Source organism: Halomonas halophila (genome assembly GCF_030406665.1).
GTDB classification, from domain to species: Bacteria; Pseudomonadota; Gammaproteobacteria; order Pseudomonadales; family Halomonadaceae; genus Halomonas; species Halomonas halophila.
The window spans coordinates 2,673,459-2,699,007 of sequence record NZ_CP129121.1; the positions used below are offsets into that span (position 1 = coordinate 2,673,459).

The 25,549-nt window shown below is 68.5% G+C and carries 24 protein-coding genes; 8 read left to right on the forward strand and 16 right to left on the reverse strand.

Annotation, left to right across the window (positions count from 1 at the left end; all coding sequences use genetic code 11):
* The first annotated feature begins 104 nt into the window (after positions 1–104).
* Positions 105–1,880 (forward strand): gamma-glutamyltransferase, encoded by a 1,776-nt coding sequence (gene ggt, locus QWG60_RS12580; RefSeq protein WP_290130903.1) that lies wholly within the window; start codon positions 105–107, stop codon positions 1,878–1,880.
* 46 nt (positions 1,881–1,926) lie between these two features.
* On the opposite strand, the gene QWG60_RS12585 is transcribed toward ggt, so the two are convergent.
* Positions 1,927–2,943, reverse strand: a complete 1,017-nt coding sequence (locus QWG60_RS12585) for an IS481 family transposase (protein WP_290130894.1) — start codon at positions 2,941–2,943, stop codon at positions 1,927–1,929.
* A gap of 322 nt (positions 2,944–3,265) precedes the next feature.
* On the opposite strand from QWG60_RS12585, the gene QWG60_RS12590 reads away from it, so the two are divergent.
* Positions 3,266–3,856, forward strand: coding sequence for a YajG family lipoprotein (locus tag QWG60_RS12590; protein WP_046078965.1), 591 nt, complete (start codon positions 3,266–3,268; stop codon positions 3,854–3,856).
* A 71-nt stretch (positions 3,857–3,927) separates the two neighbouring features.
* Here QWG60_RS12590 and QWG60_RS12595 read toward each other — a convergent pair whose 3' ends face one another.
* Both QWG60_RS12595 and QWG60_RS12600 read right to left on the reverse strand, forming a co-directional pair.
* On the reverse strand, positions 3,928–4,569 hold the full coding sequence (locus QWG60_RS12595; protein WP_107181584.1) for a class I SAM-dependent methyltransferase: 642 nt from the start codon (positions 4,567–4,569) through the stop codon (positions 3,928–3,930).
* A 9-nt stretch (positions 4,570–4,578) separates the two neighbouring features.
* Positions 4,579–5,220: a TIGR04211 family SH3 domain-containing protein gene (locus QWG60_RS12600; RefSeq protein WP_035598875.1), complete on the reverse strand. Its 642-nt coding sequence runs from the start codon at positions 5,218–5,220 to the stop codon at positions 4,579–4,581.
* A gap of 395 nt (positions 5,221–5,615) precedes the next feature.
* On the opposite strand from QWG60_RS12600, the gene miaB reads away from it, so the two are divergent.
* The 5 genes from miaB to lnt all read left to right on the forward strand — a co-directional run bounded on the left by miaB (position 5,616) and on the right by lnt (position 11,181).
* Positions 5,616–6,959 (forward strand): tRNA (N6-isopentenyl adenosine(37)-C2)-methylthiotransferase MiaB, encoded by a 1,344-nt coding sequence (miaB, locus tag QWG60_RS12605; protein WP_046078961.1) that lies wholly within the window; start codon positions 5,616–5,618, stop codon positions 6,957–6,959.
* Positions 6,960–7,209: 250 nt separating this feature from the next.
* A complete protein-coding gene (locus tag QWG60_RS12610; RefSeq protein WP_146910132.1) occupies positions 7,210–8,298 on the forward strand; it encodes a PhoH family protein in 1,089 nt (362 codons plus the stop codon).
* Positions 8,295–8,807, forward strand: a complete 513-nt coding sequence (gene ybeY, locus QWG60_RS12615) for an rRNA maturation RNase YbeY (RefSeq protein ID WP_046078959.1) — start codon at positions 8,295–8,297, stop codon at positions 8,805–8,807. Before QWG60_RS12610 ends, ybeY begins: the two co-directional genes overlap by 4 nt.
* Entirely contained in the window at positions 8,804–9,673 is an 870-nt protein-coding gene (locus QWG60_RS12620; protein WP_035598886.1) for an HlyC/CorC family transporter, read from the forward strand. The genes ybeY and QWG60_RS12620 overlap by 4 nt, the downstream gene beginning before the upstream one ends.
* Before the next feature lie 50 nt (positions 9,674–9,723).
* Complete coding sequence (gene lnt, locus QWG60_RS12625; RefSeq protein ID WP_046078958.1) at positions 9,724–11,181, forward strand: apolipoprotein N-acyltransferase; 1,458 nt, start codon at positions 9,724–9,726, stop codon at positions 11,179–11,181.
* A gap of 196 nt (positions 11,182–11,377) precedes the next feature.
* On the opposite strand, the gene phaC is transcribed toward lnt, so the two are convergent.
* The 5 genes from phaC to prmB form a co-directional block, all read right to left on the reverse strand.
* Entirely contained in the window at positions 11,378–13,207 is a 1,830-nt protein-coding gene (gene phaC / locus QWG60_RS12630) for a class I poly(R)-hydroxyalkanoic acid synthase (RefSeq protein ID WP_146910135.1), read from the reverse strand.
* A gap of 86 nt (positions 13,208–13,293) precedes the next feature.
* Positions 13,294–13,779: a phasin family protein gene (locus QWG60_RS12635; RefSeq protein ID WP_146910137.1), complete on the reverse strand. Its 486-nt coding sequence runs from the start codon at positions 13,777–13,779 to the stop codon at positions 13,294–13,296.
* A gap of 132 nt (positions 13,780–13,911) precedes the next feature.
* A complete protein-coding gene (locus QWG60_RS12640) occupies positions 13,912–14,310 on the reverse strand; it encodes a DUF6489 family protein (RefSeq protein ID WP_107181580.1) in 399 nt (132 codons plus the stop codon).
* Positions 14,311–14,365: 55 nt separating this feature from the next.
* On the reverse strand, positions 14,366–15,451 hold the full coding sequence (gene aroC / locus QWG60_RS12645; RefSeq protein WP_107181579.1) for a chorismate synthase: 1,086 nt from the start codon (positions 15,449–15,451) through the stop codon (positions 14,366–14,368).
* A 19-nt stretch (positions 15,452–15,470) separates the two neighbouring features.
* Positions 15,471–16,427 carry a 50S ribosomal protein L3 N(5)-glutamine methyltransferase gene (gene prmB, locus QWG60_RS12650; RefSeq protein WP_046078952.1) on the reverse strand — a complete coding sequence of 319 codons (957 nt, stop codon included), beginning with the start codon at positions 16,425–16,427 and terminating at the stop codon, positions 15,471–15,473.
* A 190-nt stretch (positions 16,428–16,617) separates the two neighbouring features.
* Here prmB and QWG60_RS12655 point away from each other — a divergent pair, with 190 nt between their 5' ends.
* The gene (locus QWG60_RS12655) at positions 16,618–17,193 is read left to right on the forward strand and encodes a Smr/MutS family protein (protein ID WP_107181578.1); all 576 of its coding nucleotides are present in this window, start codon (positions 16,618–16,620) and stop codon (positions 17,191–17,193) included.
* Positions 17,194–17,197: 4 nt separating this feature from the next.
* Here the strand turns inward: QWG60_RS12655 and QWG60_RS12660 are convergent, their stop codons facing one another.
* The 8 genes from QWG60_RS12660 to QWG60_RS12695 all read right to left on the reverse strand — a co-directional run bounded on the left by QWG60_RS12660 (position 17,198) and on the right by QWG60_RS12695 (position 25,547).
* Positions 17,198–18,250: a patatin-like phospholipase family protein gene (locus QWG60_RS12660; RefSeq protein WP_146910139.1), complete on the reverse strand. Its 1,053-nt coding sequence runs from the start codon at positions 18,248–18,250 to the stop codon at positions 17,198–17,200.
* Between the two features lie 13 nt (positions 18,251–18,263).
* Complete coding sequence (locus QWG60_RS12665; protein ID WP_107181577.1) at positions 18,264–19,124, reverse strand: alpha/beta fold hydrolase; 861 nt, start codon at positions 19,122–19,124, stop codon at positions 18,264–18,266.
* Complete coding sequence (locus tag QWG60_RS12670; protein WP_107181576.1) at positions 19,121–19,936, reverse strand: alpha/beta fold hydrolase; 816 nt, start codon at positions 19,934–19,936, stop codon at positions 19,121–19,123. Before QWG60_RS12670 ends, QWG60_RS12665 begins: the two co-directional genes overlap by 4 nt.
* Before the next feature lie 248 nt (positions 19,937–20,184).
* Positions 20,185–20,913, reverse strand: a complete 729-nt coding sequence (locus tag QWG60_RS12675) for a FadR/GntR family transcriptional regulator (protein ID WP_046078947.1) — start codon at positions 20,911–20,913, stop codon at positions 20,185–20,187.
* Between the two features lie 114 nt (positions 20,914–21,027).
* On the reverse strand, positions 21,028–22,053 hold the full coding sequence (locus QWG60_RS12680) for an Ldh family oxidoreductase (RefSeq protein ID WP_046078946.1): 1,026 nt from the start codon (positions 22,051–22,053) through the stop codon (positions 21,028–21,030).
* 108 nt (positions 22,054–22,161) lie between these two features.
* Positions 22,162–22,959, reverse strand: a complete 798-nt coding sequence (locus QWG60_RS12685; protein WP_046078945.1) for an NAD-dependent epimerase/dehydratase family protein — start codon at positions 22,957–22,959, stop codon at positions 22,162–22,164.
* Between the two features lie 136 nt (positions 22,960–23,095).
* The gene (locus tag QWG60_RS12690; protein WP_146910141.1) at positions 23,096–24,238 is read right to left on the reverse strand and encodes a mandelate racemase/muconate lactonizing enzyme family protein; all 1,143 of its coding nucleotides are present in this window, start codon (positions 24,236–24,238) and stop codon (positions 23,096–23,098) included.
* Between the two features lie 28 nt (positions 24,239–24,266).
* Positions 24,267–25,547: a TRAP transporter large permease gene (locus tag QWG60_RS12695; protein WP_046078943.1), complete on the reverse strand. Its 1,281-nt coding sequence runs from the start codon at positions 25,545–25,547 to the stop codon at positions 24,267–24,269.
* Positions 25,548–25,549 lie beyond the last annotated feature (2 nt).

Here is a 25,549-nt window from a genome sequence, read left to right on the forward strand (position 1 = left end):
GCCGCCTCAGCTTGTACATCCTCTTCTTGCACCCTGTTCTTGCACCCCGGCCGCGGGCCTTCGATAGTGAAGGTTCCCCTTGCCCTCGAGACACGGAGACGTCCATGCGAATCCCCGCCCTGCCCCGTCGATCCCTGCCCTGCACCGCTTTGCCCCATCGATTTCTGCCCCGGGTCCTCGGCACCGGCGTGCTGGCCGCTGCGTTGCTGGCCCCACAGCTCGCCGTCGCCCAGTCCGCCATCCTCGAGGGCGAGCGCTTCCACCCCGAGGTCGGCGAGCGCGGCATGGTGGCGACCAGCCACTTCCTGGCCTCCGAGGTCGCCCATGACGTCTTGGCCGAGGGCGGCAACGCCGTGGACGCCGCCGTTACCGCCGGCTTCGCCCTGGCGGTCACCCAGCCGCGCTCGGGCAACATCGGCGGCGGCGGCTTCATGCTGATCTCCGACGAGGACAGCGACGAGGTGATCGCCATCGACTACCGCGAGACCGCCCCGGCCGCCGCCACCGAGACCATGTTCCAGGACGAGGACGGCAATGCCGTCGCCGAATGGTCGCGCTTCACTCATCGCGCCGCCGGCGTGCCGGGCACCGTGGCCGGCCTGGCGCTGGCGCTCAAGGAATACGGCACCCTGAGCCTGGCCGAGGCGCTGGCCCCGGCGATCCGCCTGGCCGAGGACGGTTTCACGGTGCCCCAGCGCTTTGTCGACGGCGTGGCCGAGGCCGGCGAGCGGCTGACGAAGTGGGAGGCCACCGAAGCGATGTTCTACAAGGCAGACGGCAGCGCCTATGTAGTGGGCGAGACCTTCCGCCAGCCGGACCTGGCGGCGACGCTCAAGCGCATCGCCGAGCAGGGCGCGCGGGAATTCTACGAGGGCGAGACCGCCGAGCTGATCGTCGCCGAGATGCAGCGCCACGACGGCCTGATCACCCGCGAGGACCTGGCCGGCTACCAGCCAGAGATCCGCGAGCCCAGCCACGGCAGCTACCGCGGCTACGACGTCTACGCCATGAGCCCGCCCTCCTCCGGCGGCGTCCATATCGTGCAGATGCTCAATATCCTCGAGGCCTACGACATCGGCACCATGGGCTTCGGCGCCGCCGACACCATGCATGTGATGGCGGAAGCCATGAAGCGCGCCTACGCCGACCGGGCCGAGTACCTGGGCGACACCGACTTCGTCGAGGTGCCGCTCGAGGGCCTGACTTCCGAAAGCTACGCCGACGAGCTGCGTGCCCAGATCGCCATCGACCGCGCCACGCCCAGCGACGAGATCGCCGCCGGCGACCCGGCGCCCTATGAGTCCAACGAGACCACCCACTTCTCGATCGCCGACGACGACGGCCTGGCCGTTTCGAACACCTACACCATCAACTTCAGCTACGGCTCGGGCATCGCCGTGGACGGCGCGGGCTTCCTGCTCAACAACGAGATGGACGACTTCTCCGCCAAGCCCGGCGTGCCCAACGCCTACGGCCTGATCGGCGGCGAGGCCAACAGGATCGAGCCCGGCAAGCGCATGCTGTCGTCGATGACCCCGACCATCGTCAGGCGCGACGGCGAGAACTTCCTGATCACCGGCAGCCCCGGCGGCTCGCGGATCATCACCACCACCCTGCAGGTGCTGATGAACGTCATCGACCACGGCATGAACGTTCAGTCGGCGGTGAGCGCCCCGCGCCTGCACCACCAGTGGCTGCCCGACGAGCTGCGCGTCGAGGCCGGTTTCAGCCCCGACACCCTGTCGCTGCTCGAGGCCCGCGGCCACACCATCAGCCAGCAGTCGGCCATGGGCGCCGCCCAGTCGATCGTGATCGACGACGGCCGCTTCTACGGCGGCGCCGACCCGCGCCGTTCCACCTCCTCGGCGATGGGGCTCTGAGAAAGGCGATGACGGCCGTAAAGTGGCAGGCCACACCGGGGAAAAGTTACGCGAGGGCGCTGTAAACCCTTCCATAGGTGTCGGGTCCCGTGTGATTGACTACCCGCTTGGTGAATAACTCCGGCCGCTTGGCCTGCCATTCCTTCATCGCTGCAATCGGTGATTGATGATGCAGCGCCTTCTGAGGGATGTGGTGATTGTACAGCCAAGCGTAGCGTTTGAGCGTCTGCTCCAGATCCTCGCCTGAGGTATAGCGCCGGGTCGCCAGCACGTCACTGATGCGGCCGTTGAACCGCTCCACCATACCGTTCGTCTGTGGCCTTCCCGGCTTGATCAGGCGATGTTCGATATCATGGGCCTGGCACTCCTGGTCGAAGGGGTGGCGGCCGCTGGGCTTGCGCTCACCTGCCCGTGTGAAGCGATCGGTGAACGACTTGCCGTTGTCAGTGAGTACCGTCTGGATCGTGAAGGGAGCTTTCTCCTCGACGCACCTCATGAACGCCTTGGCATCCTTGGCAGACTGGCTTCGCCTGATCTCCAGATAGACCCAGCGTGTGGCACGGTCGATGGCGACGTACAGGTAGCGCTTCTGCTCCTCATCAGGCATCTGAGGCAGGTGCTTGATGTCGATATGCACGTACCCGGGCTCGTAGTCCTTGAAGGGCTTGTGCCGGGGCTTCCCATCATCGCCAGCGTCCTGCCGAGCCAGTTCTGCCAGTGTCGGCACCTCGCGCCGCTGGAGCATGCGGTGTAGGCCTGAGCGGGACAGTCGAGGGTTCAGGAACTCACGTGCCACGACGAGCAGATCATCCAGACCGAGGCGCAGGAATTCACGAGCGGCGATCAGCACCTCCTCCTGCTCAGACGAGAGGGTGGCGAGTAGGTTGTGACGCGTGTGCGGTCGGTCATGGACATCGTTGCGGTACCGCCAGCGGCGGATGGTCGCGTGGGAGACACCATACTGGCGGGCCAGCTCGCTATCCGTGATGCTGGACGGTGCCGCCTGGATTTCAGCACGGATCTTCGGTGTCGTGGTGGCCTGCTTATGCAGCTTGATGTCCATGAACCTGCTCCCGAATGAATTGCTTTAGAAGCTCTCTGGCTGCCAGCAGAGGATAACTCCTATAGCTCATTTGATCATCCGGGACCCTACACATAGGCGCTACTTTTGCCCTGCGGCGCTCTCACATCCTGCTTCGCTTGCAGGACAGGTGCTGGCCATCCCTGGGCCAGCCCGTTCGGCGAGAATCGCCTCACCCATGGCAAAAACCCCTCGCTCCAACTTTCCCCGGTGTTTCCAATCCCGCTGCGGAAAGCCTCATGCGTCGGCGCCGGCAAGAGAAGTCGCTATACTCGGGCCTTTGCGATCGACAAGGAGACCGCCCATGACGACTCGACGCCTTCTCGGCCTCGGCCTGGTACTGCTGGCCACCAGCTGGCTCGCCGGCTGCGCCGGTCCCCACTATCTGACGCCGGACCCCAAGCGCAGCGTCCAGGTGCCGGCCGCCGGGCAGGGCCAGGAGGTCAGCGTGACCGCCCGGGACACCCGCCAGGACGCGGTGATCGGCACCCGCTCCGGCAGCGCCGGCTCCACGGCGGTGGTGATCGTCGATCCGGGCGAGCTGACGCCGCGCCTGCAGGCCGAGGCCGAGCGCGCGGTGCGCGACATGGGCTTCCGGCCGGTCGGCGACACCGCACCGGGCCGGCCGAGCCTGACGCTGACCCTGAAGCGGCTCGACTACGGCCGCGGCGACGCCCCGCCGATGGTCGGCAGCGTGCGCCTGACGGCGGTGCTGGAGGCCAGGGCCGAGAACGACGGCACCACCTACACCGGCAGCTACACCGCGCGTCGCACCCAGCAATACGCGGTGAAGCCAGATCGCGAGGCCAACCAGGCGATGATCGAGGAGCTGCTCTCCGACGCCCTGGACCGCGCCTTCCGCGACCCGGAGCTGGCCGGCCTGCTGGCGCGCTGATCACGCCGCACTCGCCAAAACACAGGCCCGCCGGCGCGACGCCGACGGGCCCGTGTGGGTGAACGGCGCGATCAGCCGCCCTGGGGACCGCGACGCGTCAGCGACCAGACGCTCTCGCGGAAGCCGCTGCCCGGCTCGGGCTCGCCCTCTTCCAGGTGCACCACCTCGAAGTTGGCCGCAAACAGCTCGCGAATCTCGTCGGCGTCGACGCTGAAGGGCGGACCGCCCTCGTCGCCGGGGGCGCGGGTCAGGCCGATCAGCAGCCCCTGGCTGCCGGGGGGCAGCAGCTGGGCCAGGTGGAAGGCGTAGCGCTGGCGGGTCGCCTCGGGCAGCGCGATCAGCGCCGCCCGGTCATAGAAGGCGCCCAGCTCGGCGGCGGCCTCGATGTGGAAGTGGAAGAAGTCGCCGCGCCACAGCTCCACGTTGCCCTGGCGGCTGATGTCGAAGCCGTCGCCCCGATAACGGGAGACCTCCCCCTCGCCCTCCGCCAGAAACTGCTCGATGGCCTCGTCGGCCAGCTCGATGCCCAGCACCGGATAGCCTTCGCCGGCCAGCCAGCGCATGTCCAGGCTCTTGCCGCACAGCGGCACCAACACCTTGGTGCCGGGTGCCACGCTCAGCGTCGGCCAGTAACGCACCAGGGCCGGATGCGCCTCGTGGCGATGGAAGCCGATGCGTCCCTCGCGCCAGCGCGCGAGCCATTCGTTGTCCATGGCCGGGCCTCAGAACCAGCGGTCGCGCTTGCGGCGACGACGCGGCAGGTGCGGCACGATCAGGCCCACCAGCAGCCCGGCACCGGCCACCCCGCCGCCGTACATGAAGTAGCGCATCAGCAGGTCTTCCTCTTGGGTATCCAGGCGTGCCTGAAGCTCGCGCACCCGTGCGCCGGCCTCCTCGCTCTCCGAGGCGAGCGCCTGATTGCGCCGCTCGAGTTCGGCGATGCGCTGCTCACGCACGTCGAGGGTCTCGGTGACCGAGGCCATGCGGCTCTCCCAGGTCTCGTTGATGCCGGAGAGCTCCTCGGACAGTTCTTCCACCCGCGCCTCCAGTTCGGGCAGCCGGACCTTGGCGCTGGGCTCGCCCTGCAGGTCGCTCGAGGGCACCCAGACCACGTCGCCGCTCTGGCTGCGCACGCGGCTGTAGTCGCCCTGGGTCTCGAGCAGCTCGACCGGGTCGCCGGCGGTCAGGGTACCGACGATGCGATAGCCGTCGGTGGGGCCGCTGCGCACGAAGGTGGTGAGGTCGCCGGACACCCAGCGTGCATCGGCGTTCTGAGCGTCGTCCTGCTGGGCCTGCACCGGCAGGGCCAGGGCCCCGAGCAGTGCGCCCAGCGTCATCAGTGTCTTGTATCGTTGCATCGTCATGCGTCGTCCTGGCTGTCCAAGGCTCTGTGTCCGCCGCTCGCGGCGATGGCGGTCGTGACCGGACCATCCCTGCCCGGTCCGCCGAGATGAGAGTGCGTCTCCGGATCATCCACAGCATCTGTGGACAAGTGCCGGGAAAACCGCTGGAAACCCGCGGCCAGGCGGCATGGCTGCCGATACGGCAACGTTTCGGTCATTTCCTGACCACCTCGCCGGCGCCTCCGAAGCCGCCAAGGGTACCACAGGCCCGCGCGCCGGGCGTTCCGGCACTCTGGCCCCGTCCCGACTGGGCGCGTATAATCTCCGCTCTCAATCGGACGGCCCTGCCGGCCGCCTCTCCTGCGAACGAATATCCACCGGTGCAACGTCGGGCCCAGGCGCCACGACCTATTCTTATGGCGAAGAAACTCTTCATCAAGACGCATGGCTGCCAGATGAACGAGTACGATTCCGCACGCATGGCGGATCTGCTCGGCGAATCCCACCAGCTGGAGCTCACCGACGACGAGCGCGATGCCGACGTCATCCTGCTCAACACCTGCTCGATCCGCGAGAAGGCCCAGGAGAAGGTCTTCCACCAGCTCGGCCGCTGGAAGAAGCTCAAGGACGCCAACCCGGATCTGGTCATCGGCGTGGGCGGCTGCGTCGCCAGCCAGGAAGGCGAAGCGCTGCGCAAGCGCGCGCCCCAGGTCGACATGGTCTTCGGCCCCCAGACCCTGCACCGGGTGCCGTCGATGCTCGACGCCCGCCAGGACAACCAGATCTCGGTGGTCGACGTGACCTTCCCCGAGGTGGAGAAGTTCGACCACCTGCCCAAGCCGAACTCCGATGGCGCCACCGCCTTCGTCTCGGTGATGGAAGGCTGCTCCAAGTACTGCACCTTCTGCGTGGTGCCCTACACCCGCGGCGAAGAGGTCTCGCGGCCCTTCGAGGCGGTGATGGACGAGGTCATCCACCTGGCCGACCAGGGCGTGCGCGAGATCAACCTGCTGGGCCAGAACGTCAACGCCTACCGCGGCGAGAACCAGCTCGGCGAGGAGATCGACCTGGCCGAACTGATCGCCTGCGTGGCGGCGGTGGAAGGCATCGACCGCATTCGCTTCACCACCTCGCATCCGGTGGAGTTCTCCGACAGCCTGATCGAGGCCTACGGCGAGATCCCGGAGCTGGTCAGCCACCTGCACCTGCCGGTGCAGGCCGGCTCCGACCGCATCCTGGCGGCCATGAAGCGCGGTCACACCGTCGAGGAGTATGTGGACAAGATGGAGCGCATCCGTGCGCTGCGTCCGGACATCAGCTTCTCCTCGGACTTCATCATCGGCTTCCCCGGCGAGACCGAGGAGGACTTCGCGAACACCATGGACCTGATCGGTCGCATCGGCTTCGACGTGTCCTTCAGCTTCGTCTACTCGGCCCGTCCCGGCACCCCGGCGGCCGGCCTCGAGGACGACACCCCGGAAGCGGTCAAGAAGCAGCGCCTGGCGATCCTGCAGGAGCGCATCAACCAGCAGGCCATGCAGATCAGCCGCCGCATGGTGGGCACCACCCAGCGGGTGCTGGTCACCGGCTTCTCGCCGAAGGACCCGGGCCAGCTGTCCGGCCGCACCGAGAACAACCGGGTGGTCAACTTCCGCGCGCCGAACCCCACCGAGCTGATCGGCTACTTCGTCGACGTGGAAATCACCGAGGCGCTGCCCAACTCGCTGCGCGGCGATCTGGCCTCGCCGGAGCGTTTCTGAAGCGGTTAGAGACAACCTGTTCATCCCGCACTCGGGGCTGATCCGGCGACAGGTCTACGAGGAGGCGCTATGAACCCATCCCTGGGCGCTACCGACGCCATCCCTGGCGTAGGACCTCCTCTGCGACCTGTCCCCGGCGCCCCTCGCCGGGGACAACCCACTTCGGCTTCCAGCCAACCCAACATTGCCCCAGTAAGCGCCGGGGCAGTAAGCTGACCCCGACATCCATCAACTCACGGACTTGCCCGTCTTGAGCCAGCCAGCAGCCTCCGCGTCCAACCGCGTCATCACCCTGAATCTCGAGCCCAACGATCCCCAGCGCCTGGCCAACCTCTGCGGTCAGCAGGACGAGCACCTCAAGCTGATCGAGGAACGCCTCGGCGTCACCCTGCGCAACCGGGGCAACGTCTTCCAGCTGGCCGGCCCCGGCCCCCGGGTCAAGGCCGCCTCCAACGTCGTCGAGCACCTCTATCGCGAGACCGAAGCCGGTGAGCTGACCCCGGACACCGTGCACCTCTTCCTGCAGGAATCCGGCCTCGAGGCCCTGGAGGAGGAAGAAGGCGGCAGCGGCGACGGCGAGGTGCTGCTGCGCACGCCCAAGGCGCTGATCAAGCCCCGCGGGCTCAACCAACAGAGCTATGTCTCGAGCATCCGCGACCACGACATCAACTTCGGCATCGGCCCGGCCGGCACCGGCAAGACCTACCTGGCCGTCGCCGCCGCGGTGGAAGCGTTGAACCAGCAGCAGGTGCGTCGCATCCTGCTGGTGCGTCCGGCGGTCGAGGCCGGCGAGAAGCTCGGCTTCCTGCCCGGCGACCTGGCGCAGAAGATCGACCCCTACCTGCGCCCGCTCTACGACGCCCTGTACGAGATGATCGGCTTCGAGCAGGTCGCCAAGCTGATCGAGCGCCAGGTGATCGAGATCGCCCCGCTGGCCTACATGCGCGGGCGCACCCTGAACAACGCCTTCATCATCCTCGACGAGAGCCAGAACACCACCCGCGAGCAGATGAAGATGTTCCTGACCCGCATCGGCTTCGGCTCCACCGCGGTGATCACCGGCGACATCACCCAGGTCGACCTGCCCCGCGGCCAGGCCTCCGGGCTGATCCAGGTGCTCGACGTGCTCGACGGCACCCCGGGCATCGGCGTGACCCACTTCGCCGCCAAGGACGTGGTCCGCCACCCGCTGGTACAGCGCATCATCGAGGCCTACGACCAGTTCGAAGCCGAGGAAGAGGCCCAGGCCCGCGCCAAGCGCGAGGCCCGCGAGCAGGAACGCGAAGCCATCCGCCTGGAGCGCCTCGAGCGACAGAACGGCCGCGAGGACGAGGAATGAGCCTGGCCGAGGTCGACCGCCAGCAGGCCATCGACGCCGAGGGCCTGCCCAGTCAGGCCGAGCTCGAGGCCTGGGTGGGCGCCGTGCTGGCCCGCCTGCCCGACGAGACCCGTCAAGAACTGACGGTGCGCTTCGTCGACGCCGACGAGAGCCAGGCGCTCAACCGCGACTACCGCGGCAAGGACAAGCCCACCAACGTGCTGTCCTTCCCCTTCGAGTGCCCGCCGGGCGTGCCGCTGCCGCTGCTCGGCGATCTGGTGATCTGCCACCCGGTGGTGACCGACGAGGCCCGCGATCAGGACAAGGCGCTCGGCGATCACTACGCTCATATGGTGGTTCACGGCACCCTGCACCTGATGGGCTACGACCATATCGAGGACGACGAGGCCGAGGTCATGGAAGCGCTGGAGCGGGACATCCTCGCCGGCCTCGGCATCGGCGACCCCTACCGGGCCTCGGGCCCGCCGCATCGCGATTCCGACCCCGATGACGAGAGAGCCGACGCATGAGCGAAGACCGATCGACCGGCCAGGGCAACAAGTCCTGGTTCGACAAGTTGTTCAGCGCCCTGTCCAGCGACAGCGACGAACCGAGCTCGCGGGACGAGCTGCTGGCCTTTCTGCGCCAGGCGGCGACCCGGCTCAAGCTCGAGCAGGACGCCATGATGATCATCGAGGGCGCCCTGAACATCAGCGATCAACAGGTCCGCGAAGTGCTGATCCCGCGCTCGCAGATCACCGCCATCGGCCTCGACCAGCCCCTCGAGGAATACCTGCCGGTGATCCTCGAGACCGGCCACTCCCGCTATCCGGTGGTCGGCGAGAACCTCGACGAGGTGAAGGGCATCCTGCTGGTCAAGGACCTGCTGCCGCTGCTGCGCCAGGGCCAGGATAACGGCCATCCCTTCCAGCTCGAGGAGGTGCTGCGCCCGGCCATGTTCGTGCCGGAGTCCAAGCGCCTGAACAGCCTGCTCAAGGAATTCCGCGATACCCACAACCACATGGCCGTGGTGGTGGACGAGTATGGCGGCACCGCCGGCATCATCACCATCGAGGACATCCTCGAGGAGATCGTCGGCGACATCGAGGACGAGCACGACACCGACGAGGAAGAGGACATCCGCGCGCTCGGCGAGTCACGCTTCGCGATCCGCGCCCTGACTCCCATCGAGGACTTCAACGAGCGCTTCGGCACGCGCTTCTCCGACGAGGAGTTCGACACCCTCGGCGGCCTGGTCATGCAGCGTTTCGGCCACCTCCCCGGCCGCGGCGAGCACACCGAGATCGGTGGCTGGCGCTTCACGGTGCTCAACGCCGACAACCGACGCATCCGCCTGCTCGAGGCCGAGCCGGCCTCGGCGTCCGGCGAGGACTGATCCCGCCTCTCACCCTCTTTCCTCTGGCCATCTTCACCAAGGACGGTGCCATGACGCCCTCTCGCCTTCATCGGTTCCTCGGGCCCCTGGCGGCGATCGCCGCCGGCGTGCTCACCACCCTGTCCGCCGCCCCGTTTCAGCTCTGGTGGCTGGCCCCGGTGGCGGCCGGCCTGCTCTACGCCGGGCTGCCATCGCTCAATGCCCGTCAGGCCGCCTGGCGCGGCTGGTGCTACGGGCTCGGCCTGTTCGGCGCCGGTGCCTCCTGGGTCTATGTCTCGATCCACGACTACGGCTACACGGGGGTGCCGCTGGCGCTGGCGCTGACCGTGCTGTTCGTCGCCGCCCTGTCGCTGTTCTTCGCCGTCACCCTGGGCCTCTACCGGCGCCTGTGCGGGCCGCGGCTGTCGGTGCTGACCTTCGCCGGCGCCTGGGTGCTCGGCGAGGCGCTGCGCACCTGGCTGTTCACCGGCTTCCCGTGGCTGCTGCTGGGCAGCGGCCAGGTGGATTCCCCGCTGGCCCCCTGGGCGCCGGTCGGCGGCGTCTATCTGCTGTCGCTGATCGTGGCCCTCACCGGCGCGCTCGGCGTGTCGCTGCTGCGCCGGCGCTGGTGGGCCACTCTGCCGCTGGCCGTGCTGTGGCTCACGCCGCTGGCGCTGCCTGCCCAGTGGACGACGCCCGCCGGCGATCCGCTGCGCGTCGCCCTCCTGCAGGGCAACCTGCCCCAGCTGATCAAGTGGACGCCGGAGGGCCGGCGCCAGGCCGCTAACACCTATCTGTCGCTGACCGCCGAGCTGGACGAGGCCCCGGACCTGGTGATCTGGCCCGAGGCGGCGCTGCCGATGTTCGCCGACCAGGCCCGGCCGATCCTCGAGCGCGCCCAGACCCTGCTGCCGCCGGAGAGCACGCTGCTCACCGGCATTTTGACCCGCGAGGACGGCCGCTACTACAACGGCGTGCTCGACGTCGCCGACGGCGAGCGCTATCTCAAGCGCCATCTGGTGCCGTTCGGCGAGTACCTGCCGCTGGAAAGCCTGCTGCGCGGCGCCATCGCCTTCTTCGACCTGCCGATGCCGGCCATGACCCCCGGGCCGGCCCGGCAGGCACCGCTGGTGGCGGCCGGCACCCGCATCGGCAATGCCATCTGCTACGAGATCATCTACGCCGATCTGGTCGCCGAACAGGCCAGGCGCTCGAACGTGATCCTCACGGTCTCCAACGACACCTGGTTCGGCGCCTCCATCGGTCCGCTGCAGCACCTGCAGATGGCTCGCCTGCGGGCGCTGGAGAACGGCCGGCCGGTGATCCGCGCGACCAGCAACGGCGTCACCGCGCTGATCGATGCCCAGGGCCGCGTGACCGAGCGGGCACCGCAGTTCGAGGTCGCCACGCTCACCGGCGAGGTCACGCCGATGGCCGGCCTGACACCTTTCTCGCATATCGGCAGCTGGCCGATCTGGCTGCTCGGCGCGCTGCTGGTGCTGCCGGGGCTGCGACGCCGGAAGTCGTAAGCTGGAAGCTGGAAGCTGGAAGCTGGAAGCTGGAAGCTGGAAGCTGGAAGCTGGAACGCAGCGTAAAAAGAACCGCCCCCAGGCAAGGTACCTGGGGCGGTTTTCTTCCAGCTTCCAGGCGCGAAGCGCCGCTCTTAACTCTTCTGGCGTCAGGCGAAGCCCGGTGCTTCCCGCCGCGAAGCGGCGCTCTTCCCGCTCAGGCCTGGTGCTCGCCCAGCACCTCGGGAATGGTCATCTTCACGTAGCGCCCGGGCGCCGGCTCGAGGATATCCAGCTCGCCGTCGCCGGGCTGGCGGGCCGGCACCATCTTCTCGGCGTCGGCGTAGCCGTTGTCGGTCATCCAGGCCTGCCAGTGCGGCCACCAGGAGCCCTCGTGGGCCTTGGCCCCTTCCAGCCACTCCTCCGGGGTCGGAGGGAGCTCGTCGTTGGTCCAGAAGCCGTACTTGTTCTTGTGCGGCGGGTTGACGATGCCGGCGATATGGCCGGACCCGCCCAGCACGAACGTGACCGGCCCCTTGGGCAGCAGCGCCCCGTGGTAGGTGCTATTCCACTTGGCGATGTGGTCGTCGCGGGTGGAAACGAAGTAGCTCGGCACCGAGATCTTGCGCAGGTCGATCTTCACGCCATCGAGCTCGATGCCGCCGGGCTCGACCAGGCGGTTCTCGACGTAGAGGTGGCGCAGATACCAGCCGTGGGTCGCCGCCGGCAGGTTGGTGCCGTCGGTGTTCCAGTACAGCAGGTCGAAGGGGGCCGGAACGTCGCCCTTGAGGTAGTTGTTGATGTAGAAGGACCAGAAGAGGTCGTTCTCGCGCAGCAGGTTGAAGGAGTAGGCCATGATCCGGCCGTCCAGGTAACCGTCCCGCTCGAGCTTGGCCTCGATGCCGCTGAGCACCGGCTCGGCGAGGAAGACGCCGATCTCGCCGGGATCGCGAAAGTCCCACAGGCTGGTCATGTAGGTCGCCGACTTGACCTTGCGCCCGCGTCGGGTGCTGGTCAGGTAGGCCACCGTGGAGCCCGCCAGGGTGCCGCCGACGCAGTAGCTCAGCAGGTTGACCGACTTCTCGCCGGTGGCCTGCTCGATCGCCTCCATGGCGCTGATCGGGCCCAGCTGCATGTAGTCGGCCCAGGTCAGGTCGCCCTGCTCGGGGCCGGGGTTGCGCCAGGAGATCAGGAACACGGTGTGCCCCTGGTCCACCAGCCACTTGACCAGCGAGTTGTCCTGGCGCAGGTCGAGGATGTAGTACTTGTTGATCCAGGGCGGCACGATCAACAGCGGCGTCTTGTAGACCTGCTCGGTGCTCGGCGCATACTGGATCAGCTGGATCAGCTCGTTCTCGTACACCACCGAACCGGGCGTCACGGCGATGTTTTCCCCCACCGCGAAGGCGCTGCGGTCGGTCATGGTGACGTTGAGCCCCTCGGCGGAGTTCAGCAGGTCCTGGCGCAGCCGGGCCAGGCCCTCGACCAGGTTCTCGCCGCGGGTCTCGAGGGTGCGACGCATCACCTCGGGATTGGTGGTGACGAAGTTGGTCGGCGCCATGGCGTTGACCAGCTGGCGCGCATAGAAGGCCAGGTTGCGCTTCTGCTCGGCGGAGAGCCCGTCGAGCCGCTCGATCAGCTCCTCGACCCAGCGCGAGAACAGCAGGTACTGCTGCATGATGGCGAGATAGTGAGGATCGCTGGTCCAGGCCTCGTCCTGGAAGCGGCGGTCGCCCCTGGCAGGCATCACCAGCGGCTCCACCGCCTCGCCGGCCAGGGCGCGCATGCCGTTCTGCCACAGCTGGAACTGATCCTGCACCAGGCGTGACTGGGTCTCCCACAGCAGGGTCGGGTCCTGCATCAGCGACTCCGCCCCGGCCTGGAAGGCCTCGCGCATGTGCCCATAGACGGACTGGGCCGCATCGTCCGGCACCATCCGCGGAATCAGGTCCTCCAGGAGGGCCTGGTACTCCTCGCCGATCGCCTGGAACTGGGCTTGCCAGGCCTGCATGTCGGCCTGCGAGAATGCTTCACTCCCTGGCTGCATTGACACCTCCTGTCGCGCTGCCATGAACGCAGGACCACCGCCCCTGGTACCACGAGGCGGTGGCCATCACATGCCGGGTCGAACGGTCAGCTGGCGCTGCCGCCGCTGCGCTTGCGCGTCGCCTGGCTGGTGGACTTGGCCGGCGCCGGCTTCTCGGCGGCTTCGGACTTATCCGCCGTCGGCTTGGCGGCAGCGGCCGGCTTGGCTGCCTCGGCCGCCTGGCCGGCCTGCTCGGCAAAGGCCTGGCCGGATTCGGTGTAGAGCTGCTCGAGCTCGGCCTTGAACTGCAGGCTCATCTCGCCGAGCGTGCGGGCGTCCTCCAGCATCTGCTGAGAGAGCGCGTTCATCATCTCGGCCTGGCGGGTGCCGAAGTCGCGCAGGCTTTCGGCATCGGTGACCTCGGTGGCGTCGCGAAGGCGCTCGGTCCCCATCTGGCTGTAGCGCTTGAGAGACTCCATCTGATACTCGCTGACGCGCTCCATGTTCTGGAGCATCAGGGAATTCAGCTTGCGCATGGGCTCGAAGAACTGGCGAGTCTGTTCGTTGAAGGCATCGAACGTCTTGTCCTGCATGGTCACTCCTCCCGAAGGAATACTGACGAAAGCCGTGCTGCACTGCACAAAGACTAGTCTCGCACGCCTGTCGTTGCAAGCGCATGACAGGCGTCAAGCCCCGCAGGAAAAACGCGCGAGCCACGCGCGTGATCAGCCCTCGCGCTTGCTCCGGGAGCGGGCGCTGGCCGCCGAGGCGCCACCGCCCGAGCCGCCCTCGGCACCACCGCTCGTGTCACCTCCGGCGCTGCCGCCCTCCTCGCCGCCACGGTTTCCCGCGGCGGCCTTGCTGAGCATGTCGAGCATCATCTGCTGGTAGCTGCCGAAACTGGCCAGCCCCTGTGACAACCCCTGCTGGAAGCCGGGCTGCTGGAACATCGACTGCTGCAGGAAGGGCTGCATCAGGCTCATCGGGTCGTAGCCCTCGACGCCGGATTCCATCTGCTTCTGGATGCGCGCCAGCAGGTCCTGCTGGAAGGCCTCCACGTCGGGCAGGCCCAGGGCGCGGCGAAACTCGTCCGGGGTCAGGTCGAACTCGACGTTGATCTTCATATGACCGCCTTGTCGAAGATGGGTGGCTGTGCCGATCAGTGTAGCAGTCGCGGCCTCAGGACAGCCGCGGCGTGCTCACGCTGACGTCGGCGTTCTGGCCGCGATGGCGCAGCAGATGATCCAGCAGGGTCAGGGCCATCATCGCCTCGGCGATCGGCGTGGCGCGAATGCCCACGCAGGGATCGTGGCGCCCCTTGGTGACCACTTCCACCGGATTGCCCTCCAGGTCGATGGACTGCCCTGGCGTGGTGATGCTGGAGGTCGGCTTGAGCGCCAGATGCACAACGATCGCCTGGCCGCTGGAGATGCCGCCCAGCACGCCGCCGGCGTGGTTGGAGAGAAAGCCCTCCGGGGTCATCTCGTCGCGATGCTCGCTGCCGCGGCTAGCCACCGAGGCGAAGCCGTCGCCGATCTCCACGCCCTTGACCGCGTTGATGCTCATCAGCCCGTGGGCCAGCTCGGCGTCCAGTCGGTCGAACACCGGCTCGCCGAGCCCCGGCGGCACGCCTTCGGCGACCACCGAGACCTTGGCGCCCACCGAGTCCTGATCGCGGCGCAGCTGGTCCATGTAGGCCTCGAGTTCCGGCACCCGGTCCGGATCGGGGCAGAAGAAGGGATTCTGCTCGACGGCGTCCCACTGCTTGAAGTCGATGGCGATGGGGCCGAGCTGGCTCATGTAGCCGCGGATGGTGATGCCCTGGCTCGCCAGGTATTTCTTGGCGATGGCCCCGGCCGCCACGCGCATGGCGGTCTCGCGGGCGCTGGAGCGTCCACCGCCGCGATAGTCGCGGATGCCGTACTTGTGCTGGTAGGTGTAGTCGGCGTGGGCCGGGCGGAACTGGTCCTTGATCTTCGAGTAGTCCTTGGAGCGCTGGTCGGTGTTCTCGATCAGCAGGCCGATCGAGGTGCCGGTGGTCACGCCCTCGAAGACGCCGGACAGGATGCGCACCCGGTCCGCTTCCTGGCGCTGGGTGGTGTGACGCGACGAGCCGGGGCGGCGACGGTCGAGATCGCGCTGCAGATCCTCCTCGGTCAGCGGCAGGCCCGGCGGGCAGCCGTCGACGATGGCGCCGAGCGCCGGGCCGTGGCTCTCGCCGAAGGTGGTGACGGTGAACAACTTGCCGAAGGTATTGCCGGACATGGGCGTGCCTCTTGACTGCTCAGCTGAAGGACGCCGCATGGGCGTCGAGTTCCGCGGCGGTGAGGGCGAACACGCCCTGGCCGCCGCGCTCGAATTCCAGCCACAGGAAGGGCACCTCGGGGAAGGCGGCCTCCAGGTGGCGATCGGAGTTGCCGACCTCGACGATCAGCACGCCGTCGTCGGTCAGGTGGTCGCGGGCCTCGCGCAGGATGCGCCGCACGATATCCAGGCCGTCGTCGCCGGCGCCCAGCGCCAGGCCCGGCTCGTGACCGAACTCGGCGGGCATGGTGGCCAGGTCGCGCTCGTCCACGTAGGGCGGGTTGGAGACGATCAGGTCGTAGCGCTCGCCCTCGAGACCGGCGAACAGATCCGACTCGACGGCGCGCACCCGGTCGGCGACGTCATGGCGGGCGATGTTCTGCCGCGCCACGGTCAGCGCCTCGGAGCTGATGTCGGCCAGGTCGACCTCGCAGGTCGGCAGGTACAGGGCGGTGGCCAGGCCGATGCAGCCCGAGCCGGTGCACAGGTCGAGCACCCGGGCCGGTGGCTCCATCGGGAACCAGGCGCCGAAGCCGTGCTCGATCAGCTCGGCGATGGGCGAGCGCGGGATCAGCACCCGCTCGTCGACGCTGAACGGCAGGCCGGCGAAGAAGGCCTCGCCGAGCAGGTAAGGCAGCGGGCGACGGCTGGTGATGCGCTCGCGCACCAGGGCCACGATGCGCGCACGCTCCATGGGCAGCAGCCGCGCCTCCTGCACGCCGGGGTCGACGTTCCACGGCAGGTGCAGGGCGCCGAGCGTCAGCGCCACGGCCTCGTCCCAGGCGGAGTCGGTGCCGTGCCCGTAGTGCAGGCCGGCCAGGTGAAACTCGCTGGCGGTCCAGCGCAGGCAGTCCCTGAGTGTGATCAGCCCCTCGACGAGGGCCTCATCGGTGAGCGTCAGGGTCGAAGCGGACGAGGAAGCGGAAGGTTCGGCCACGAGACATCCTGTGGTTGACGGTGGGGAAATCGGCAAGGCCCTGATTGTACCCGCGGCGGCGGTTCACAGCCACGTCAGGGCCGGTATACTCGGATGGCTCGAGAGGCGCCTGCCCGGCAGGGCATCGCCTCGGACCGTGTCTCCGTCACCTCTTCCACCGCCATCGCCAGCCGACCTCCGAGAGAGCCCCATGAGCCGACGCCGCCACCGCCCCGACGACGACGAGATCAGCGCCTTCCGCCAGGCCCTGAGCGACGCCGGCGTGCGTCCGCTGAGCAGCAACCGTGCCGACCCGGGTCGCCCGCGACGCGCCGACGAGGCCGCCCGGGCGCGGCGCGAGGCCGCTACCTCGGCCGGCGAGGACGCCGCCAGCGGTCGCACCTCCGACGGCCGGGTGGAGGCGGTGCGCCCCTCGGAGTATCTGGATTTCTTCCTGCCGGACATGCCCTATCGCGACCGCCAGCAGCTCAAGCGCGGCCAGATCGCCTGGGAGGCGGGACTCGACCTTCACGGCTACACCCTGGAAGAGGCCCGCGCCGAGCTGGAAACCTTCCTCGCCGATGCCGCCGCCAACCGCGCCCGCTGCGTGCTGGTGGTACATGGCAAGGCCTGGACCGGCCAGGCCGATTACCCGGTGATCAAGAGCCACGTCAACGCCTGGCTGCGCGAATGGCCCAGCGTGCTGGCCTTCTGCTCGGCCACCGAGGCCGACGGCGGCACCGGCGCCGTCTACGTGATGCTGCGCCGTCAGCGCGACGGACGCTGAGGCGCTACGCCTCCTCGCCGGAACCCTCGGCGGAGACCGGCCGCGCTTCCACCACCTCCGGTCCGGACACCCGCCCGAGCCCCTGCTCGCGGCGGTCGAGCGCCTCACGGGCCAGATGCCGCCCAAGCGCGATCAGCGCCTCGGCGCGATGGAATTCGTAGGCGCCGCAGACCGTCTTCGGCACCTCGATCAGCACGTCCGGCGGATAGCCCGCCACCTTGTACTTGGCCAGCGCCGCCTGGGCGATGTCGAAGGAGGCCAGGATCATGTCCAGCCGCCCCCAGGCGCGGCGCCCCGGCTCTGACTCCACGGCCTCGGCGGGCTCGCCCTCGCTGCCGTTGCCGAACAGCCGCCGGGTGGCCCCGCGCACGCCTTCCATCCAGCCGCCGAAGTCGACCGCGCCCTTGTCCCGCGCCACCTCGCGGGCCTGCTCCTCGGCCGCCTCGTCGGGCGGCAGCAGCGCCTCCAGGGTGACCGGCTGGGAGCTCTGGGCGGTGACGTTGACCGCCATCACCAGGTCGGCGCGGGTGGACACGGTCGGCATGATCGGCAGCGGATTGAGCAGCCCGCCGTCGACCAGCACCTGGTCACCGCGATGGACCGGGGTGATCACCCCGGGCACGGCGATGGAGGCGCGGATCGCCTCGAGCAGCGGGCCGTGCTGGAACCATACCTCGCGCTGACGGATCAGGTCGGTGGCCACCGTGGTCACCGGGATCGACAGGTCCTCCAGGCGGATATCGCCGATCAGCTCGTCGAGCTTGTTCATCACCTTGCTGGCCTTCATGGCCCCCATCGGGCTCCAGGTGACGTCCACCAGCCGCAGCACGTCGAAGTAGTCGAGCCGGCACACCCACTCCTTGTAGCGGTCGAGCTGCCCGGCCGCGTAGACGCCGGCCACCAGCGCGCCCATGGAGCACCCCGACAGCGCCACCACCTCGTAGCCGCGCGCCTCCAGCTCCTCGATCACGCCGATATGGGCATAGCCCCGGGCGCCGCCACTGCCCAGCGTCAGCGAGACGCGCCGCCCCTGTCCGGTCTCCTGCCTCGCCTTCATCGCTCGCCTCCCGTCACGCCTGGCCGGCCACGATCGCCTCGGCCACCGCCGCCACCCGGCCCGGCTCCAGGTGCAGGTGATGCCCGCCCGGCAGCACGCGCCGCTGCAGGTCGACCACCGCGGCGCGGGCCCGCTGCGCCCGTTCCCGCTCGCCGAGGATCCCCGTCTCCCCCTCCACGCAAAGCACCGGGCAGCGGATCGCCGCCAGCATGGCCATGGCCTGCTCGGGCGTGAAGCGCACCGGCGACGCCCGCAGCAGGCGCGGGTCGGTGCGCAGGCGCAGATGGCCATCGCCCTCCTCGGCCAGGTTGCGCCTCACCAGCGGGCGGGCGGTCTCGGCGTCGATCGGGGTGACGCCGCCGGCCACCCGGGCCGCCACGGCACTCTCTTCATCAGGATAGCGTGGCGCCCGCGACATCGGCCGCCGATGGGCCCGCAGCCCCTTGCGCAGTTGCCCCGGTGCATCCGAGGCTTCGGTGGTCAGCACCCCAAGCCCGTCAATCAGGCGCAGCGCCGCCACGCGCTCCGGCATGGCGGCGGCCAGCAGGCAGGCCACGCCAGCGCCCATGGAGTGGCCGAGCAGCGTGGTCCGCTCGAGGTTCAGGGCCTCCATGACATCGAGCACATCGTGGCAGTAGTCCCAAAGCGCCACGTCGGCCGCGCCCGGCTGCGGCGACGAATAGCCGTGGCCGGCGAAGTCCAGCGCCACCAGGCGAATGCCCAGGCGCTCGACCAGCAGCGGGCCAAGCCGCGAGAAGCTGGCGGCGTTGTCGAGCCAGCCGTGCAGCGCCAGCCAGGTCGGCGCCGACGCGTCTCCCCAGGCCAGGGCGGCGAGGCGGCCGTCGGCCAGCCGCAGCGCTTCCGGCGCCGTCATGGCGAGGCCTCCAGCATCTCGTCGACCATCGTCGTCAAGGCACGCCGGGTGGCGTCGGGATGCTCCATGGGGAACATGTGGCCACCCGGCACCTCGGCCAGACGCACGCCGCGCCGCTTCAGCCGTCGGCAGCGGTGCGGCGTCAGCAGGTCTGACTCGCCGCCGGCCAGCACGCCCACCGGGACCTGCAGCGTGTCCGGCAGCTCGTCCAGGTGGTCGGGCAGATGGCGGAACACCGCCACCTCGATGTCGGGGTCGAACAGCAGCACCACACGGCCGTCATCCAGGGTGCGGGTACCGCCCTCCACGTAGTCGTCGAGGGCCTGGTCGGTGAAGCGCCGGAACAGCCGACGGCGCCGCAGGTAGTCGCGCATCGCCTGGGGGCTCGACCAGCTGTCGCGTCGGCCGACGGTGCGGCCCGCGGGCGTGAAACGGTCGGTCAGCCCCAGACGCTTGACCGCCTTCATCGCCAGGGCATCGAACCCCAGCATCAGCGGCGGGTCGAGCATCACCACGCAGCGGAAGCGCTCCGGCGCCTGCTCCGCAGCCATGGCCATCAGCACGCCGCCCATGGAATGGCCGACGCCGATCACCGGGGCATCGAATTCGGCCAGGTGCTCGAGCAGTTCGTCGCGCAGGGCCAGCCAGTTGTGGCCAACGGGGAAGTCGGGGTGGTGGCCGAGCCGGTCCAGGGGATGGATGTCGAAGCGCTCGGCCAGCGGCGCCAGCAGGCTGCGGTAGCTCTGGCCCGGGAAGCCGTTGGCATGGGCGAAGACCAGCGGCTGGGGGGCATCGGGGGCGTGTCGGCGCATGGCATCATCCGTGTCGAGGCGCGAGTGGCCATGGCAGGCTAACGAGAATACCATGGGCCGCCAAGTCGTCTTTTGGCCACCCTGCCCAACGGAGCCCCGCGTGAATCCCCACAAGCCGTCCCGCGATACCCGCCTGCGCAACCGCCTGTTCTTCGCCACCGTGATCGCCGCCGTGGTGGTCGGCCTGTGGCTGACCCGCTGACGCGGCACGCCTTCCCCGTCCCACCGAACGCCGCCTCGGGCGCTCCTCAACTCTCGCGATAGCGGGCGTACATCGCCCGGGAACGCTCGAGATGCTGCTGCATCGCCTCGCGCGCCGCCGGGCCGTCCCGGTCGAGGATGGCCTCCAGAATCCGCACGTGCTCCTCGTTCACCCGCTCCAGATAGCGCGCCGTGCCGCGCGGGTCGATATCGCCGCTGAGCAGCTTGGCCCGCGGAATGACACTGTCGCTCAGCGGCTCGTAGAGACGGTCGAAGCAGTCGTTGTGGGTCGCCTTGATGATCGCGTGGTGGAAGGCGAAGTCCTCGCGCCGAGCCTGGGAGTTCGCCGCCTGGGCGGCGATGAACTCGGCGTGACGCGCCTCCAGCCGCCGACGATCCTCCTCGTCGTGCCGCTCGGCAGCCAGCTCGGCGGCCCGCGGCTCCAGGGTCAGCCTCAGCTCCAGCACCTGCAGGATGTCCTCCACGGTCCGCGGGCTGACATGCACCGCCGGACGCGCCTCGGCCGCCTCGTTGCGCAGCACCGTAGTGCCGACCCCACGACGGGTCTCGACCAGCCCCAGCGACTTGAGATGGGTGATCGCCTCCCGAATCACGGTGCGACTGACGCCGAAGGCGTCGCACAGCTCGCTCTCGGTGGGCAGCTTGCTACCCACCGCGACCTCACCGGAGGTGATGCGACGCTCGAGCTGCTCCACGACAGCCTGGGACAGGCTGCCCGTACGTTTGACTCGCTGAACCTCCCACGATCTCGCCATTTCCGAATCCTTTACCGACTGTTTCACCGCATGACCGACATGATACCGACGACAGACGCAGGCGCCACCGGCATTCATCATACATCATACCAATAGACCTTCCGCCTCGCCGCCTCAGCCTCGAGCGCCATCCCGCAGCCGGACCAGCTCCTGATAAAGGCCTCGGGGGATCGTCACGCCTTGCTCCCGGCTGCGTCGACGGGCCTCATGACGACGCCGTGACGGAAGCCGAGCGCCCTGCTCCAGCACGCCTGCGAAGAGCGCCTCGGCATGCTGGAGATGACGCGCCGCCTCATCGCCAAGCAGCCTGTGCGGATCGATCACCACGATCAACTCCCCATGCCAGGGCCGTCCGGCCCTCTCCTCGTTGGCCGGCGACGTCTCATGACCCAACAGATCGCCAATCAACGGGCCTGCGAGCAGCTCTATCATGATCGACAACGCCGATCCCTTGTATCCTCCGAACGTCAGCATGGCGCCATTCAGCGCTGCGTCAGGATCGAGGGTGGCGCGCCCTTGCGCATCCAGCGCCCAGCCCTCGGGAATCGTATCGCCGGCCCGACGGTGCAGCTCGATTTCGCCGCGGGCCACCACGCTGGTGGCGAAATCGAAGGTAAAGGGCATCCCATCGGGACGCGGCCATGAAAAAGCGATGGGGTTGGTGCCGAGCAACGGCCTCTGCCCGCCCGCCGGCGCGACGAAGGCATGGCTGGGCGTCATCGCCAGCGCCACCAACCCGGCGTCCGCCAGCGACTCCACCTCGGGCCATAGCGCCGAGAAATGGAAGGCGTTGTTGAGCGCCAGAAGCGCCACGCCGTGCTCGCGGGCCTTGTCGATGAGCGCCGGGCGGGCGCGTTCGAAGGCCAGCAGCGAACAGCCCTGGCCGGCATCGACGCGCACGATGCCGGGCGAGACATCCAGGACGTAGGGCGTCGCATCGGGACTGACGCCTCCTCGACGCAGCGTCTCGACGCAGTCGATCAGCCGATAGACCCCATGGGAGTGACACTCGTCACGCTGCGCCGCGACGACGCTGCGCGTGATGGCATCGGCATGCGCCTCGTCGAATCCGTGCCGGGTCAACAGCTCCCGACTCAGCGTTTCCAGGGCGCCCAGCGACAGGGTGACGGTCTTGTCCATGACAGCTCCCCCTCTTTGGTTGGTTGGCGCCTCATGCGCGGCGCCCGCCCCAGGACAAGTGCCGGCGGTCTGCCGCGTCGATCGGGCGAGGCGCCAGCGAGGCATCGCTCAGTCGTCGGGATGGCCGAGGGTCACGAACTTGCCGCCCTGGTAGACCACCGCCGGGTCGTCGGGCTCGATCTCGCCGGCCTCGGCCTCGACCTCCACGCGCCAGGGTTCGGAGCTGTCGCGGGGCGTCCAGCCGAGGAACGCGGCCTGGCTGTTGTCCCACCAGCGCTCGGCGTTGGCGGAGGCACCATAGACCACCGTGTAGGCCAGCTTCGGGGCGGCGAAGGCGCGCTCGAGCAGGGCGACGAAGTCCTCCACGCTCAGCCAGGTCGCCAGCATTCGGGTGTCCGCCGGCTTGGGAAAGCAGGAGCCGATGCGCACGCTCAGCGTCTCGACGCCGAACTTGTCGTGATAGAGGCTGGCCAGGTCCTCGCCGAAGCACTTGGAGACGCCATACAGGGAGTCGGGACGGTGCGGCACCCGACTGTCGATGCGCGTGGTGCGCGGATAGAAGCCGATCGTATGGTTGGAACTGGCGAACACGATGCGCGGCTTGCCCAGGTCGCGCGCCGCCTCATAGAGGTTGTAGACCCCGATGATGTTCGACTGCAGGATCCCCTCCCAGGGCTTCTCCACCGACACGCCGCCCAGGTGAATCACGCCATCGCAGTCCGCCATCAGCGCCTTGACCGCCTGAGCGTCGGCCAGGTCGCAGGGCACGAGTTCCTCGTGCTCGGCCGCTTCGCCCAGGTCGGCGACGTCCGACAGGCGCACCCGATGAGCCAAGCGCGAGAGATGGGGGCGAATGGCCTTGCCTACGCCGCCGGCGGCGCCGGTGACCAGAATCCGATTCAACATCTGTTACCTCCTTCGCGTTCGAGTCGCTACCGGCCCTCTTGGACACGGAAGCGAATGGAAAAACAGGATCAGCGTCGCTCCGCTGTCAGGCGGAGTCGAAGCCTTGCAGCGCGCCGCGTGCCGGCGGGCAACCCGGTCATGCGCCCTCCTCCACTAGCGCGAACCGCTGCAAGGCATCACGGTCGATGGCGATGCCCAGCCCCGGCCCGTCGGGAATGCGCATGACGCCGTCCCGATGCTCGAGCGGCGCCTCGACCACGGCCTGACGGAAGGGGTTGGTGGTGCGATCGAACTCCATGATCGGCTCGATGGGGCGACGCCGCGGCGGATTGGGCGGCAGCGCGGCCATGCTCTGCAGGCTGGCGGCGATGCAGACCGCCGTGCCCCAGACGTGCGGCACCAGGCGCACGCCGAACATCGCCGCCATGTCGGCCACGCGGCGCATCTCGCTGACGCCACCGACGCCGCAGACGTCGGGCTGGACGATGTCCACCGCCCGGGTCGCCAGCGGCTCGAGCATGGCGTAGCGGCCGTGCCAGTTCTCGCCGCTGGCGACGGGGATCGGCTGGCCCTGGCGCACGGCACGATAGGCCTCAAGCTGCTCGGGCAACACCGGCTCCTCGAACCAGTCGATGCCGAAGCGCTCGGCGCGCTTGCCGACCTCGATCGCCTCCAGCACGTCATAGCCGTGGTTGGCATCGATCATCAGCCGCCGCTCGGGGCCGATGGCCTCGCGCACGGCGGCGATGACGCGCAGGTCCTCCTCGACGTCGAAGCCGATCTTGATCTTGACGCCGTGGAAACCCTCCCGGGCATGGCCGGCCACCTCCTCGGCGACATCCTGCACCCGGTCCACGCCGTCACGGCGGAACGAGCCGGTGGCGTAGGCGCGAATCTCCTCGCGGAAGCGCCCGCCGAGCAGCTCGCTGACCGGCGCACCGTAGCGTTTGCCCTTGATGTCCCACAGCGCGATGTCGATGCCGCTCAGGGCCGTCATGGTCAGGCCGCGCTGCCCCTGGTCGCGCAGACGGTGGTAGAGGTCGAGCCAGAGCTTCTCGGTCTCGAGGGGATCGGCCCCGACCAGGGCGTCGGCATAGAGCCCGACGATGGTGGCGTTGGCCCTGGCCGGTCCCAGGCATTCTCCCCAGCCCACGGTGCCGTCGTCGCAGACGATCTCGACCAGACAGTGCTGGCGCCGCTCGAAGCGCATCGAGGCGCTCTCGAAGGCCTGATCGAGCCGATAATCGAGAACATGCGTCTGCACGCGTTCGATCTTCATCGAGGAATCCTTTCGTGTACGAGAAGCCTTACTGGAAGAAGGACGGCAGCAGCAACGACACCGCCGGCACGTAGGTGACCAGCATGAGCACCGCGAACAGCGCCAGGTAGAAGGGCCAGATGGTGCGGACCGCCTGCTCGATCCGGATCTTGCCGATCACGCTGCCGACGAACAGGCAGGACCCCACCGGCGGAGTGCACAGCCCAAGCCCCAGGTTGATCATCAGAATGATGCCGAACTGAATCGGATCCATGCCGAACTGGGTGGCGACCGGCAGGAAGATCGGCGTACAGATCAGGATCAGCGCCGCCATGTCCATGATCATGCCCAGGCCGAGCAGCAGCAGGTTGAGCATCAGCAGGATCACGTAGGGATTGTCGGAGATCGCCAGCAGCGCGTGGCTCAGCATCTCCGGCACGCTGTACAGCGCCAGCAGGTAGGAAAACGCCGAGGCACAGCCCACCAGAATCATCACCAGCGAGGTCGTGCGCACCGACTGGTAGACAGCCTGCTTGAACGATGCCCAGCGCAGTTCACGATAGACCAGCCCCGTGATCACGATGGCGTAGATGGCCCCGAAGGCGCCGGACTCGGTCACCGTCAGGATGCCGGACAGCACGCCACCGACGATGATCACCGCCGTCAGCAGGCCGGGCAGCGCCGCGGCGAAGCTCACGGCCAGCGCCTGCCAGCCCGGAAAGGCCTCGCCGGCGTAGCCCCGCTTGACGGCCACCACGTAGGCCGCGACGGCCAGGGCCAGGCACATCAGGATGCCGGGGACGATGCCCGCGATGAACAGCTGGGTCACCGAGATGCCGCCACCGGCGGCCACGGCGTAGAGGATCATGTTGTGGCTGGGTGGAATCACCACCCCGGCCACCGAGGAGGTCACGGTGACGTTGACCGCATAGTCGGCATCGTAGCCCTTCTCCTTCATCACCGGCACCAGGATCGAGCCCAAGGCCGAGGTATCGGCGACCGCCGAGCCGGAGATGCCGCCGAACAGCATCGACGACGAGACGTTGACCATGCCGAGCCCGCCACGCATGCGCCCCACCGCCGCCGAGGCCAGCCGTACCAGCCGGTTGGAGATGCCGCCATGAAGCATCAGCTCGCCGGCGAAGATGAAGAAGGGAATCGCCAGCAGCGAGAACACCGAGATGCCGGAGAGAATGCGCTGGAAGCCGACGAACAGAGGGAAGCCTTCATAGAGAAAGGTGACGACCGACGCCAGGCCCACGGCGAAGGCCACCGGCGCGCCGGCGATCAGCCCCAGAAAGAAGACGCCGAAGAGAATCGCGAGTCCCATGG